At 43.2% G+C, this 13,545-nt stretch carries 13 protein-coding genes; 5 read left to right on the top strand and 8 right to left on the bottom strand.

Annotated features, from left to right (window positions below):
- Positions 1-110: 110 nt before the first annotated feature.
- Positions 111-1,328, bottom strand: coding sequence for a pyridoxal phosphate-dependent aminotransferase (locus ACHUFQ_RS09905; RefSeq protein ID WP_394175148.1), 1,218 nt, complete (start codon positions 1,326-1,328; stop codon positions 111-113).
- Positions 1,329-1,478: 150 nt separating this feature from the next.
- Here ACHUFQ_RS09905 and ACHUFQ_RS09900 point away from each other — a divergent pair, with 150 nt between their 5' ends.
- Complete coding sequence (locus tag ACHUFQ_RS09900; protein WP_394175147.1) at positions 1,479-2,084, top strand: hypothetical protein; 606 nt, start codon at positions 1,479-1,481, stop codon at positions 2,082-2,084.
- Between the two features lie 81 nt (positions 2,085-2,165).
- Positions 2,166-3,473 carry a hypothetical protein gene (locus tag ACHUFQ_RS09895; protein ID WP_394175146.1) on the top strand — a complete coding sequence of 436 codons (1,308 nt, stop codon included), beginning with the start codon at positions 2,166-2,168 and terminating at the stop codon, positions 3,471-3,473.
- 26 nt (positions 3,474-3,499) lie between these two features.
- On the opposite strand, the gene ACHUFQ_RS09890 is transcribed toward ACHUFQ_RS09895, so the two are convergent.
- Both ACHUFQ_RS09890 and ACHUFQ_RS09885 read right to left on the bottom strand, forming a co-directional pair.
- Positions 3,500-4,492, bottom strand: a complete 993-nt coding sequence (locus ACHUFQ_RS09890; RefSeq protein WP_394175145.1) for an LLM class oxidoreductase — start codon at positions 4,490-4,492, stop codon at positions 3,500-3,502.
- A 149-nt stretch (positions 4,493-4,641) separates the two neighbouring features.
- Positions 4,642-5,844 (bottom strand): iron-containing alcohol dehydrogenase, encoded by a 1,203-nt coding sequence (locus tag ACHUFQ_RS09885; RefSeq protein WP_394175143.1) that lies wholly within the window; start codon positions 5,842-5,844, stop codon positions 4,642-4,644.
- Between the two features lie 213 nt (positions 5,845-6,057).
- Here ACHUFQ_RS09885 and ACHUFQ_RS09880 point away from each other — a divergent pair, with 213 nt between their 5' ends.
- Positions 6,058-6,750, top strand: a complete 693-nt coding sequence (locus ACHUFQ_RS09880) for a hypothetical protein (protein ID WP_394175142.1) — start codon at positions 6,058-6,060, stop codon at positions 6,748-6,750.
- 416 nt (positions 6,751-7,166) lie between these two features.
- Here ACHUFQ_RS09880 and ACHUFQ_RS09875 read toward each other — a convergent pair whose 3' ends face one another.
- The 5 genes from ACHUFQ_RS09875 to ACHUFQ_RS09855 all read right to left on the bottom strand — a co-directional run bounded on the left by ACHUFQ_RS09875 (position 7,167) and on the right by ACHUFQ_RS09855 (position 11,846).
- Complete coding sequence (locus tag ACHUFQ_RS09875; RefSeq protein WP_394175140.1) at positions 7,167-8,060, bottom strand: DUF302 domain-containing protein; 894 nt, start codon at positions 8,058-8,060, stop codon at positions 7,167-7,169.
- The gene (locus ACHUFQ_RS09870) at positions 8,060-8,455 is read right to left on the bottom strand and encodes a DUF4345 domain-containing protein (protein WP_394175139.1); all 396 of its coding nucleotides are present in this window, start codon (positions 8,453-8,455) and stop codon (positions 8,060-8,062) included. Before ACHUFQ_RS09870 ends, ACHUFQ_RS09875 begins: the two co-directional genes overlap by 1 nt.
- Positions 8,456-9,375: 920 nt before the next feature.
- Entirely contained in the window at positions 9,376-11,091 is a 1,716-nt protein-coding gene (locus ACHUFQ_RS09865) for a proline--tRNA ligase (protein ID WP_394175137.1), read from the bottom strand.
- A gap of 186 nt (positions 11,092-11,277) precedes the next feature.
- Complete coding sequence (locus ACHUFQ_RS09860; RefSeq protein WP_394175136.1) at positions 11,278-11,490, bottom strand: hypothetical protein; 213 nt, start codon at positions 11,488-11,490, stop codon at positions 11,278-11,280.
- A 191-nt stretch (positions 11,491-11,681) separates the two neighbouring features.
- Positions 11,682-11,846 (bottom strand): hypothetical protein, encoded by a 165-nt coding sequence (locus ACHUFQ_RS09855; protein WP_394175135.1) that lies wholly within the window; start codon positions 11,844-11,846, stop codon positions 11,682-11,684.
- A gap of 254 nt (positions 11,847-12,100) precedes the next feature.
- Here ACHUFQ_RS09855 and ACHUFQ_RS09850 point away from each other — a divergent pair, with 254 nt between their 5' ends.
- Both ACHUFQ_RS09850 and ACHUFQ_RS09845 read left to right on the top strand, forming a co-directional pair.
- Positions 12,101-12,706, top strand: a complete 606-nt coding sequence (locus tag ACHUFQ_RS09850) for a hypothetical protein (RefSeq protein WP_394175134.1) — start codon at positions 12,101-12,103, stop codon at positions 12,704-12,706.
- A 136-nt stretch (positions 12,707-12,842) separates the two neighbouring features.
- Positions 12,843-13,385, top strand: a complete 543-nt coding sequence (locus tag ACHUFQ_RS09845) for a DUF4377 domain-containing protein (protein WP_394175132.1) — start codon at positions 12,843-12,845, stop codon at positions 13,383-13,385.
- Positions 13,386-13,545: the final 160 nt, after the last annotated feature.

The following is a 13,545-nucleotide window of genomic DNA, read 5'->3' as shown; positions in this document are numbered from 1 at the left end:
GGCTCTCCCAGTGGTTTAGTTGTGCTCCTAAAAACCGAAGGACACAATCTAATTCAATAATATTGGCACTAACGAATTGCGATTACAGGTTTTAACGCCAAAGCAAATCGTTAATATTGTGAGTAGTGGCTAAAAAAGTGTTTTAACCGATTAATTGCATCGACTAAATCTTCAGAATGCGGCAAGAAGACTAATCGGAAGTAGATACCTTCGTTTAAATTGAATGCCTTGCCATGCACTAAGAGTATCTTTTCCTGGCGCAGGATATCGAGCACCATCTGTTCACAATTATTGATGCGTAATTGCTCGCCATCAACCTTTACAAACAAATACATAGCACCTTTGGCTTTATGACAGCTTAAGCCGTCGATGTCGTTGATCATCGAATGAGCAATATCTAACTGGTTTTTTAAACGCCCGCCATCATTTACCAGTTCATTAATACTTTGATAACCTCCCAATGCAGTTTGAATCGCATGTTGGCAGGGAACATTGGCACAAAGTCGCATAGAGGACAGCATATTCAGTCCTTCCACATAGCCCCTGGCTCTCAATAGTGGGCCTGTGAGCATCATCCAGCCAGCACGAAAGCCGGCGATACGGTAATTTTTGGATAAGCCTCCCATGGTCACGACCAATACGTCTTCACTTAAGCGCGCTGTTGGCACATGCTCGGCACCATCGTATAAAACCTTGTCGTAAATCTCATCGGAAAACACAATCAGTTGATGCTCTTTGGCAACATCGATGATCTGTTGCAATACCTCTTGGGGGTAAACCGCGCCGGTGGGGTTGTTCGGATTGATTAAGACGATGGCCTTAGTGTTTTTATTGATTTTGCTTTTTATATCAATGATATCTGGATACCAATGATTTTCATCATCACAGCGATAATGCACCGGTTTTCCTGACGATAAGGATACCGCGGCAGTCCATAATGGATAGTCCGGTGCTGGTATCAGAACTTCATCGCCGGTATTTAACAGTGCCTGCATGGCCATCACAATCAGCTCACTGACACCATTGCCAATATAGATATTATCAACATTGAGGTTTTTCAGACCAAGCTGCTGGTAATACTGCATCACTGCAACCCGGGCTGAATAAATCCCTTGAGACTCACTGTAACCTTGTGCTGTTGGTAAATTGTGAATCACATCCCGCAATATATCGTCCGGTGCCAGAAAGCCAAATGGGGCAGGGTTGCCAATATTTAGCTTAAGGATCTTATGCCCCTCTTCTTCTAGGCGGCGTGCTTCGGTGGCTATCTGACCACGGATGTCATAGCAAACATCTGAGAGCTTGGAAGATTTTTCAAAGGTTTTCATTGCGGTTGATGAACTTATAATTATCTGATTAATTGCACTAATAGACTGATAACCATACGCATTGCAACACTTTCTGACAATTTATTTCAGCATAAATTTTTGAATTGTTTATAACTATTAATTAAAAGGGATACGGAATTAGAGGACGTTATGGTTTTACCTTTGGTATGGGTCGGTGCGGCAATAGCTTCTGCGGTTGCAGTGGGCGAGTTGTCGGAGCGCAATCGTCAGGCAGAATTAAGACGACCAACACCGCAAGGCCATACTCGAAAAGGCCTGGATAAATACGCCAGTGGTATTGGCAAATACCCGAAACAAAAACTAGCTAAAGAAAAATGCAAAGAAACCCTGGCTAAAATCAAACCCGGGGCTTTATTGTGTTGTGGGTTAGGGGGAGTACTGGAGCACACTGGTATTCTTATCGACCGGTTCACTATTGTCGAACTGCATGGCAGTGGCTTGGTTAAAGCCATTTCGCCGCAGCGTTTTCTGGCGGAGCGCTCGGGCAGTGAGATCTATGTCGCCTGTGACTCAAAGGGAGAGGCGCTTGCTAGTCAGGAAACGGCCGATAGGGCGGCACAGCTAATCTATAGTTATCAAGCATATGATTTAATTAAAAATAATTGCCATCGCTTTGCCTGGACCTGTATACAGGGTGAAGAAATGGAACTGACCACGTTTTATTTGCTTAACAATTACCTGTCACGAAAAACCAATCGAATCATCTACTGGGATCGCTGGGACGGTTGGAAATAGTCGATTGCTCTAGCATTCACCTGTGTAAATCAGATATGGTAATTCTATTGTTCGTTAGTATTAAAATAACAAGGATTCAGATTGGCGTTTCTATTCCGCTTATTTAAGTATTTGTTCATCCTCAGCACCATAGCCGCTGTGGCACTGTTTTTTGTGGTAGTGGAAACTCAGCCTAAGCTTCAACAACCGGAGCGTTTATCCAGTGCCAGTGCGTCCGATGCCCGCTCTATCTTGCAGCGCACCGCCAGACAAATTAAACAAGGCGGAAAATCTAAATACGTTTTTAGCAAAAGCGAACTGCAAAGTTTAAGCATGCTGGCGAATAACCTTAGCCCGAAAATTACCACCAATGTAAATCTGTCCGACTCTAAAGCCTTGTTCCTAGGTTATGTTAAGCCCTTTAACAAAGACATTTATCTAAATTTCTCCATGGCCTTACCTGATTCAGATGAAGGGTTGGTATTTGGTGACGCGAAAATTGGTGGTCTGACAGTAAGCGGCCAATGGTTGTTTGATATAACTCTTAGTCTTTTAAGCAGTCGCTTAAAACCAGAGCACTATGAAGTGATAGAAATGGTTAAAGCTGTAGAGGTAAGTGAAAAACAACTGCAAATTGATTTGGATCAGGGCGAAAACTCTCTTGCAGATACTGGTCGGTTGGCAAGCTTGTTGTCACTTAGAAACTCATTGGTTCAGGGGGTAAACCTGGAGAATGTTCAGGAGTACTACACGAACCTACTCGCGTTTGCACAACGGCCAAAGCGAGACAATAGCTTGTTGTACTTTCTCAAGCACCAATTTATTGAGGCAAATAAGAACTCGCAGTTATCGGGACGCCGGGCCGTTGATGAAAATCGCGATGCGATGATGGCATTAAGTTTATATTTTGGTTCAAATAAGTTTGCGTTATTTACCGGAGAAATGCAGTCGATGACAAGGGAGCAACAGGTTCTGCGTAACACCCATAAGCGCACCACAACCTTGTTAAATCGCAATGATCTGCAAAAGCATTTTGTCTACTCCATGGCACTACAACTATTAAGTGATGCCAACGCAGGGTTTGCACTGGGAGAATTCAAAGAGTTACTGGATTCAAACTCGGGGGGAAGCGGGTTTAGCTTTGTTGATCTATATGCCGATCGTGCGGGCACCCGTTTGGCACAGTACGCGACTCAAAATGAAGTCAGCGCAAAGGCAATACAACAGACTTTTGCGACGATGACTGATGAACGTGAACTGATCCCTTTTCCAAGAGATTTGCCAGAGGGAATTGATGCCAATCAGTTTACTGTCGATTACACCAATACCCAGTCGGCAAATTACCGACAAATGCTGTCGTTGATTGATGAGCAGTTATCGTCTTTGCATTTTTACGCACCAATGAAGTAGCTTTGAAATATCAGCTTGTCAGATAATTAGCTGGCAAGCTGTATTGAATTTTGATTAGGCAATATCTCTTCGCCCAGACGTTTTAATGTTTCATCCATATCTGCCCGATTAAACCTTAAGTTAAGTGCCAGATGGTTAACGCCAATTTGTTCGGCGGTTTGCAAATATTCTCGCAAATAGTTTACGCCGGTTCTGAAACCCAGATGAATGGGGGTTGGCCGGGCATTGACATCCTCGACTAAATCAATATACAAAGGTTGCATTACAGGTTGTGGCGCACGCCCTGCGGCTTCGACATTGCGCTTCCATTCACCAATGGCTCGCATTTGATCAACAGGGTTTCTCGGATAAGTCATCCAGCCATCGGCATTTTGCGCGGCCCATTCTGGCGATTGCTGACTGCTACCAGTGATTAACAACGGAAGTTTTCCTGCCACTGGCTTTGGCAGCATATCCAACGGGTTAAGTTTATCTGCATTGATATTGCCATGGGTGTTTTGCAGCGTTGGCCGTGTTTCCCACATGGCCTGAATATAGTTAAAGCTTTCACGAAAACGCTCGCCGCGATCGTCAAAGGACATATTCATTGCTGGATATTCTTCCGGGCGATCGCCTGAAGCAACACCGAGGATCAATCTACCATCGGACAACTGATCGGCACTGGTTGCGGCCTTTGCCACATGGGCGGGGTGTCGCAACGGCAAGATAATACTAGATACACCCAAGGCGATATCCTTGGTAGCAGCTGCCAGATACCCTAAGTAAACAAAGGGATCAAAGACCTGACCGGCATCGCCAAAAGACGGAACATTGAAAGGCACATCCCGTAACCAAACGGCAGAAAACCCAAGAGATTCAGCCAATTGCACTTTCTGCAAGTGATCCTGCATACTTGGCACTGGCCCATTTTCATATCGTTCGATAGGCACGACTAAGCCTATGCTCAGCTTACCCGGTTGAAATGTCTGGTTGTAACCACGGTTGATGGTGTTAAATGTCGCTATGTTATTTGTATTCATGCATACCCCCAGTTGTAGTGCTGTCCATTTGGAGCGAAATAAGTGCTCTAGATGGTAGGGACCCAATGATGACGGTAAGAATAAACTTTTAATTAACTAAATATAATAACTGGAAATATACAAACACTTTATAGAATCTATTGATAAAACTAAGCCAATAACTGCTCCACCACACTGCGACAATCTGCTTTTTCCATAAATCTAGGCACCGGATAATCCAGCTGCGCTTCTTTTAGCGCCGCATCGACTATCTTGTCGATATCCTGGTTTTTCACTTCCGTTAGCTGATTCGGAATGGCCATATCACGGTTCATGGCTTCGATCGTGTCGATCACAACCTGTCCTTTTTCAGGGACGGTGGTAGCGTGCTGATCTAAGCCACAATGATCGGCAATTTCAGCGAGCTTTTTCTGACAACTTTGCCCATACCACCGTAATATTTTGGGTAAGAGCACCGCATTGGCAAGGCCGTGTGGGGTGTTGTATATCGCCCCTAACTGATGGGCGATGGCATGAACATAACCAACGCTTGCGCGGGTAAATGCTTCGCCGGCATAAAATGAGCCGAGTAACATGGCAAGCCGAGCTTGAGAGTTTTCGCCATGGTTATACGCAAGCCGAAGATTTCCAAAAATTAGCTTACAGGCTTCGAGCGAGCGCTTTTTAGTAAATGGTGTCGCATTATTGCCAATATAAGACTCGATGGCGTGGGTAAGGGCGTCCATCCCGGTTGTAGAGGTGATATGTGCAGGTAATCTGGTGGTGAGCTCTGGTACTAATATCGCGGCTTTTGGTGCGAGCACTAAATCAGTTACCGCATATTTTTGCTGAACCTCTGGGTCTGAGATTACCGCAACAATGGTGGTTTCGGAGCCGGTTCCCGCTGTGGTTGGAATCGCATACAAAGGCGGAAGTTTTTTCAGGATTTTGAACAAGCCTTTTAGCTGTTTAACCGACTTTTTCGGTTTCACCGCTCTGGCGCCAATCAGCTTAGCGCAATCCATTACCGAACCGCCGCCGATAGCAACAATCGCCTGACACTGATTGTTATGGTATTGCACCAATCCTTGTTCAACATTGGCAATGGTAGGGTTTGGCTGCACCTGGCTAAATGTGGAATAGCGTATCTGTTCAGCTTCCAGAGCTTTAATAACGGGATTGATGACTCCGAGGTTTACCAAGGTTTCATCGGTCACCACTAATAACTTGGTCTCGCCTTTGTCTTTAATGGTTTTGGCCCAGTCCTGCAGGCCTTCATTACCTTGATAAAGCTTAGGCTTAGGAAAAGGAAAAAAGAGAACAAAGAGTTTTAAACCGAACTGATATAAACGAGAGAATAATGTAATCAACAAACCGATACTGCCTTTTGTCTGTGCAATGACTTAAACGTTAGGGACGAGAAGAAAAATCCTACACGTTTTTCTGATGTTGGGATTTCGCCATACTTTTATGGTAATTGAAAGCAGTTTATTTCTCAGGTTAACAACGCTGTTCGCTTTTTCTTCAAGTTGTTAGCATAATGAATAAATCAAAATTTTAACTGTATTAATAAGTTAGGAGGGGACATGGAAGCCACTATTGGAAATAACATTCAACGGCGCTCACGGTATCTGTTTTTCAGCGCTATCTTTCTATTTATATTTGTACTGCTTGGATTCACGTTGAAAGTGATTGTGCATCCTGTGCGTTTAGCACGTTACACGCCTTTGGTTATCACACATGCTGGTTTAATGATGGCTTGGCTGTTTTTATTTGCTTATCAAGCGCGTCTAGTCGCCAATGGCAGTTTAAAATATCATAAAAAACTGGGCGGACTTAGCGTTTGGCTAGTGATTGCGATGGTAGTCACCGGAGAGTGGGCTTCAATTAATCTCTTTTATGAGCATCAAAGAACCGACCTTCTGGTAGGAAATGCATTTACAATGTCTACGTTTTTATGCCTTTATGTGTTTGCCATTTATGCAGTTAAAAAAGGCGATATTGATACCCACAAGCGAATGATATTCATTGCCTCTTTATCAATTATTGGCCCCGCGATAGGACGGTATCTAGAAATTTTGGATGTAAATGTAATGTTGTATTTCGTTGCATATCCATTGATGTTGATTGCATTAACCGTAGGTTATGATTTGAGCGTTAATAATAAAATTCATAAAGCAACATACGCAGGCATAGGTTTCGTTGTGGCGATGAATGTTTTGATGATGGCGTCGATGCCAGTACTTATTCCTTATTTTAACCAATTATTGGAATCCTAATATTGAAAAAGGCGATAACATAACATTCTGATAATCCGCTGTTTATCGCCTTTAAGTTTTTCTTAGATTCCCTGTAGTGTCAGGGAATGACTTTTGAATTATGTATTTGCTTTTAGCGTATCGATTTTCATCTAGTACCTATGACTTATCGCTTTTAGCTTGTCATTCAAATTACAATATATTGTTTAGTTATAGGCTGATAACAAAATCATCCGCCTCATTGTTAGTGATAAATGATTTCTCACCACGGCGACAGCCCTCGGCCGTCAGAACCGTCTATAAATTCTCAGGCGTGATCACACTCTTCAACGGCTGTCATAATATCAATGACGACAACGGCTTTTCAGTTGTTTGTTGATTGCGTGATGTTCACTACAGGCCAGAATAATTAGAAATAAGGCGCTTAACCAATAGCGTTATTCCAGAGCGTCTGAAAAGGTTTTATTCAATCTTCGATTAACGACCCTGAGCGGCAATGTGATCTCAGCATTTTGCTGCTTTGCCATATCTAATAAATCGTTAAAACTAACCTTGATTTTACCATCGTCACCCTGCCAAATGAGTAGTTTTTGACAAAAACCATTAAGCCCAAGCGTCGGCGCCGCTGCCATAGCTTTACCGCCAGGTCCGGGGCCTCCAAATAGAACCAGCACCAGTGGTGGCAAATCGACACCGTAAGACCTAGCCCGTTCATTGAAATTAACTTCTCCAAAGACAACTGTGTCCGATTGCGCCTTAATGGCCGACATTACTCGTTGCTTAGTTTTTTCAAAATCATAGGGACTGTCGAGAGTCGTGATACCGGCAAATGCTTCTACCTCATCGGGCAACGTCTCGATATTTTGGGCTGGAATGCCCGAAAAAGCGCTTTCCACCACTGAGTTGTATTGTTTTTCTCTATCAACATTTGCGTTAAGTTGGTAGCGATTAACTAAATATTGATAACTATTCGTTATTACGCTCGCCTGTTGGCTTTTCGCTTGCTCATAAGCAAGAGCGCGAAAGGGAAATTCCAGTGCCGCCAAAGGCTGTTCCCGGATAACGTCTGCTTCAAGTTGAGGGTATGACCAGATAATGACATGAGCAGGAGGCATGATTGAGCCTGCTTTTTTAGCGAGGCGAGAGTGGTCAATATCAACGATAAAGTCAAAATCAGCATGATTTTTTATATTAGTTTCAAGCTGTTGATAAAGCTTGTCGGGACCATTGTATCGCTGATCACTAATTTCTTCGGGCTTTGGGTTACAACCTTGAAGAAACAGCCCAATAATTAGCGTTAAAAGAGCGTAGATAAAAGGGTAGGTCTTCATTAGGAGTGACTCTGAATATTGCTCACATCGCGACGATAAAGCATGATTGCTATCGTCCCCATCACGAGTTCAAGAAGAATGTAAATCATAAGCAGTGGATGTGGCATGCCGTCCAATGCCAGGCTTAAAATTCGCCCTACAGCAAGGCCATACATGAATACAGCGCAACTGATCAAAGCCGGGCCGAGTAAAGCCGGCTTGCCCGCGCCCAAAAACCAGAGGATTGACATGCCAAGATAAAGGCCCATCACAGCTCTGAGAATATGCGTTAAATTAGTATTGTCGACCGTTACGTCATACAGCATCGACATTGTTTGTGCGGGAGCCGCGCCGTAGCCGAGTGCAATTGGAACCAACGCGATGGCGCAAAACTTTAGAAAAATGGATGAATTCATCATTACTACCTAAAACGTTAACGTATTAATCCAATGAAGCCTTCTACTTATCAGGCTAGCAAGGCAAAAACATTGACGAAGTCTTGGTTAATACCAATCACATTAAATTATTGCTCACTCAGTGAGAATTTAAAGGCTTTTAGACACGGCTTTGATTGCAGAGAATGGTTATTCCGCTCTCAAAAACAGCCAATATCAGTAACGTAGTCCAAACGCCTTTAAAACTCCCCCGTAGGGAGTTAGTGAGAGGACCATTTCCTGCCCTATATTTCATTAATATAGAAATGACTATATCAATGAAATCTATGTTGTAAGTGAACCGCTGCCCTAACTCTGAATTGTGCACAAACTTAATGTGATTGGTATAAGCCTCATCTTTGCAAGCAAGTATAGTCGATAAAGCTATTTTGGTAGTGTTATACCAATCACATTAAATTATTGCTCACTCAGTGAGAATTTAAAGGCTTTTAGACAAGGCTTTGATTGCAGAGAATGGTCATTCAGCTCTCAAAAACAGCCAAAATCAGTAACGTAGTCCAAACGCCTTTAAAACTCACCCGAAGGGAGTTAGTGAGAGGCCCATTAACGGCCCTATATTTCATTAATATAGAATGACTATATCAATAAAATCTATGTGGTAAATGAACCTCGCCCCTAACTCTGAGTTGTGCACAAACTTAGTGTGATTGGTATTACGAAAGGTTCAGGAGTTTTGTTGCGGTGTTGAGCGAACATAAATGCATATCTGGTGAAAAACACCGGCTTAAAAATGATAATACCAATTACATTAAAGTATTGCTTACCCGTAGGGAGTTTATCGGACGCCCGTTAAAGTCTCCCGACTTTACAGAACGGATTTACTGACAAGAAAAAGGCCGCTTCAGCGGCCTTTGCAATATCAATCAATCTAACACAGCGAGTTATTTATGGATTACAAACTCAACCGCTTCATCGATAGCGATAAGTGACTTCTCACCACTGCGGCGGTTTTTGTATTCAACCTGAGCATTATCGATATTACGCTCACCAACAACGATGGCGTGTGGGATACCGATTAGCTCCATATCTTTAAACATAACACCTGGGCGCTCTTTACGATCGTCAAATAGCACTTCAACGCCAGCCGCTGTTAGTTCTGCGTATAGCTTCTCAGCGGTTTCCTGAACACGATGCGACTTGTGCATATTCATCGGAATGATCACAACCTTAAACGGTGCGATAGCATCCGGCCAGATAATGCCGTTTTCATCGTGGTTTTGCTCGATAGCAGCAGCGACGATACGGGAAACACCGATACCGTAACAACCCATGGTTAAAGTCTGGTTTTTACCGGTTTCCGTTAGTACACCTGCATTCATCGCATCGGCATATTTCTCACCTAACTGGAAGATATGACCCACTTCAATACCACGTTTGATGGTTAGCTTACCGTTACCGCAAGGGCTTGGGTCGCCAGCGACAACATTGCGGATATCTTCGACTTTGTAGTTGTTGATATCGCGATCGAAGTTTGCACCAGTGAAGTGATAACCGCTTTCATTGGCACCACAGATAAAGTCAGACATAACCGCAGCGCTGCGATCAACAATGATGTCGATATCTAAACCAGCCGGGCCAATAGAACCTGCATCGCAATTGGCAACGGCTTTGATTTGCTCGTCGGTTGCAAACGTTAGTGGTGCGGCAACACCAGCAATCTTTTCGGCTTTAATTTCGTTAAGTTCGTGATCGCCACGCAATACTAAAGCAACCACAGGTGCGGTTTCACCGTCTTCATGCTCACCTAAAACCAACAAGGTTTTCACCACATTTGTCGCCGCGACATCGAAGAATTTTGATACTTCATCAATGGTGCGAACGTTTGGCGTTTCAACCTTAGTTAACTCTGCAGTTGCAGCGCCGCGCTCGGTATTTGGCGCTAACGCTTCCGCTTTTTCAATGTTAGCTGCGTAATCGCTGCCATCACTGAAGGCAATATCATCTTCACCAGAATCAGCTAATACGTGAAATTCGTGTGAGGCATCACCACCGATAGAACCCGTGTCAGCGATTACCGAACGGAAATCTAAACCTAAACGGGTAAAGATATTGCAATACGCGGTATGCATATCCTGGTAGGTGTTAGACAGACATTCTTGAGATAAGTGGAAAGAATAGGCATCTTTCATCAAGAACTCACGACCACGCATTACACCGAAACGAGGACGGATTTCATCGCGGAATTTAGTTTGGATCTGATACAGATTAATTGGCAATTGCTTGTAGCTGGAAAGCTCAGAGCTAATTAATTTGGTGATCACCTCTTCATGGGTTGGACCTAGCACGAACGGGCGGTGATGACGGTCTTCCATACGCAATAGCTCAGGACCATAATCGGTCCAACGACCTGACTCTTCCCAAAGATCAGCCGGCTGAACCATAGGCATCAAGGTTTCGATAGCGCCCGCTTTGTCCATTTCTTCGCGTACAATGTTTTCTACTTTTTTCAGTACCTTTAAACCTGTCGGCAACCAGGTGTACAAACCTGAGGCGACGGGGCGAACAAGACCTGCTCGTAACATGTATTGGTGACTGATGACTTCGGCGTTTGCCGGAGTTTCTTTAAGCGTAGAAAGAAGATATTTACTGGTACGCATTGCTCTACAAATCCATACTGATGAGTGAATTAAAAATTGCTGGACATTCTATCAGTACAACTCTAGGCGACAAAGCGCTAATTTTACAAAACATCGAACAATTACGTTTTACCAGGCGGTGGTTTAACGTTTATCTCGAGTGGCGTTCGGGTTAATCATGCGCTTATCTTTTTCAACAGAACGAACTTAATGTCGGATTTTGCGTCTGGCAACATGTCGTTTGGTTACCGTGTGTTTATGGCATCGTCGGCGACCGTTTAACCACCAGGAAAGGGTTTGAAAACCATGCTCAATGGCCGTTGTCCCTGGTTTTGGGAGTTTAGCGGCTTTTTTGAAAGGAAATAATTGGGTAATGCGCTCATCAACAAGCTCGGCATTATCGGATTTGTGTTCCGCCACAATGGTACCTCGAAAGTGGTCAGTTCGAAGCAAATTTTAAGACATAGCCTTTATTTTCGCCACTTTTGAGTCGCTCTGGTTACAACTTTACACGATTGTTTTTTGACCTGTTCGGATACAAAAATTTGCGTCGCCAAATATGATGTTTAATAAGTTATTGAGAATGTTAAAGAATCCTTATTCGGGTAGCGTCAGGGTAGGGCTACGGGTAAAGCGGTGGTGTGTTTTACCTCATCCAAGACGAACAGGGTTTTAGCATCTTTAATTTCTGGAAAACCACGTAAGGTTTTCAGGATAAAATGGGAATGCTCTTTATTGCTTCTCGCCACGACGTTGTTATTGCCTATACAATTCATTATTGTCGCTTATCGTGACTCGCATGGTGTTATAGGCATTCAGTCGTGGACATCGTAAAGGTGTGATTGGCGAAAAAGTTGACGTTAACTCGTTGAAAAGGTTAACGTCTTCTTTCAACGAAGCGTAGGCATGTATTCGACAATTCAAACGCTATCGCGGTGGAAATCAGGTTTACGATTCAACTTTGAAGCGATTTTGTAAGCAGTGAGTTATTGTAGGATCGTAGCTAGTTGCCATAAAACAAGGGGTTAACATGGATAAATGGAAATTATCATGGACATTTGTCATAACCTTATTCGCGGTAGCTTTTAGCTGTCACGCTGAAGATTATGATGGCTCGGATTGCAACCTGCGCGAATACGCGCAAGATGAGAATTACGACAAAAAAGAACTAATCCCCCCATTTCTATTGGCTGGGAATATCTGCATTACGTTGCTTAATGATGAGCACAAACCAGCCGATAACGTAAAAATCAAATACTACTATTGGAGAGATTACGCTTCGCTGCACTGGCGCTACTTAAAGGTGATAGACAAGTATCAATCCGGAGAACAAAAAATACCGTTTGCCGGACATTACCTGGAAGAGTTATCAAAAGTCATCACCATAAGCTACAAGCCTCGAAAGTCACACTCTATCTACGGCGTCCCACTGAGAGTATTTAGAGTTTTCAAAGACGAGTATGTTTTGGGTGATACACACATTCTTTTTCGCTATTCACAAAGCGAGCTAAAAGAACTCGAAAACTTCTTAAATAGTGATAGACGCAACTTGTCGGCAAAAGCTAAAGAAGATGTGCACTACATCTTATACGGTAAAGACAGTCCTTATGATGGGATGGAAAATATCGACTGGTAAATCTTGGTCTCTGTAAAACCATTTTTAGCAAAGAAATTCACTAATATCAGGGCTCTGTAGTTAGTGCTCTTGCTCGCAGCCCTATATGGGGCTGACTTGAACGTTAAATCGACTAAATCAAAATTAAGGAAATATTATGTTCAAAAGGAACTTGTTGTTAATACTTTGTTCATTGTTAGTTATTTCATGCGGCGGATCAGAAGACGATAATCAAGAAGAAGTTACCGTCCATATAAAGTCATATAGATCCGTATGTGATTTTTCCGTTCAGAGCCTTTGTATAATCGCCAGATTTGAACCGCAAACTGAATACCAGGATTTTCATCTAGCCTTTGAGAATTTTACGCCTGAATGGGGGCACAGCTATGAGCTTAACGTTTTGGTGACGAGTTTCTCGAGCTCGGATGCCGATCAACTTCCGCCAACCTATGAAGTTTTGCAGTTAATTTCTGAAAATGAGGATGTTATTGGCACTGAGTATCAATATGATAATGCTGAAATTAAAAGCGCGACATTTACATTTGAGGACGGCAACTACCTTTTTCTTGGACACCCATACACATGTTTAGATGGAGTTGACTGCGACGTATTGGTTGCGATGACAAATAGCGGTGGGCTAGTCAACCTTACTTTTGAATACCTGGGCAATGGCGAGATAGGCTTGTCTTACTGGAACTAGTTGTTTTATGAGTCTCAATGGACTTGTTCTGAAATGTTAATTCGGTTCTGAAAAAGATTCCGGTTCGCAGACCGGAATGACGTTTTGGGTGAAGGCTTATCACCAACGTTATAACGACGTATGGCTAACGTCATACCGGGGGAGCCCGGTATCTGTTCGT

This window comes from Thalassotalea litorea (assembly GCF_043642205.1).
Classification (GTDB): domain Bacteria; phylum Pseudomonadota; class Gammaproteobacteria; order Enterobacterales; family Alteromonadaceae; genus Thalassotalea_A; species Thalassotalea_A litorea.
This window is presented reverse-complemented; position numbering and strand designations above follow the sequence as displayed.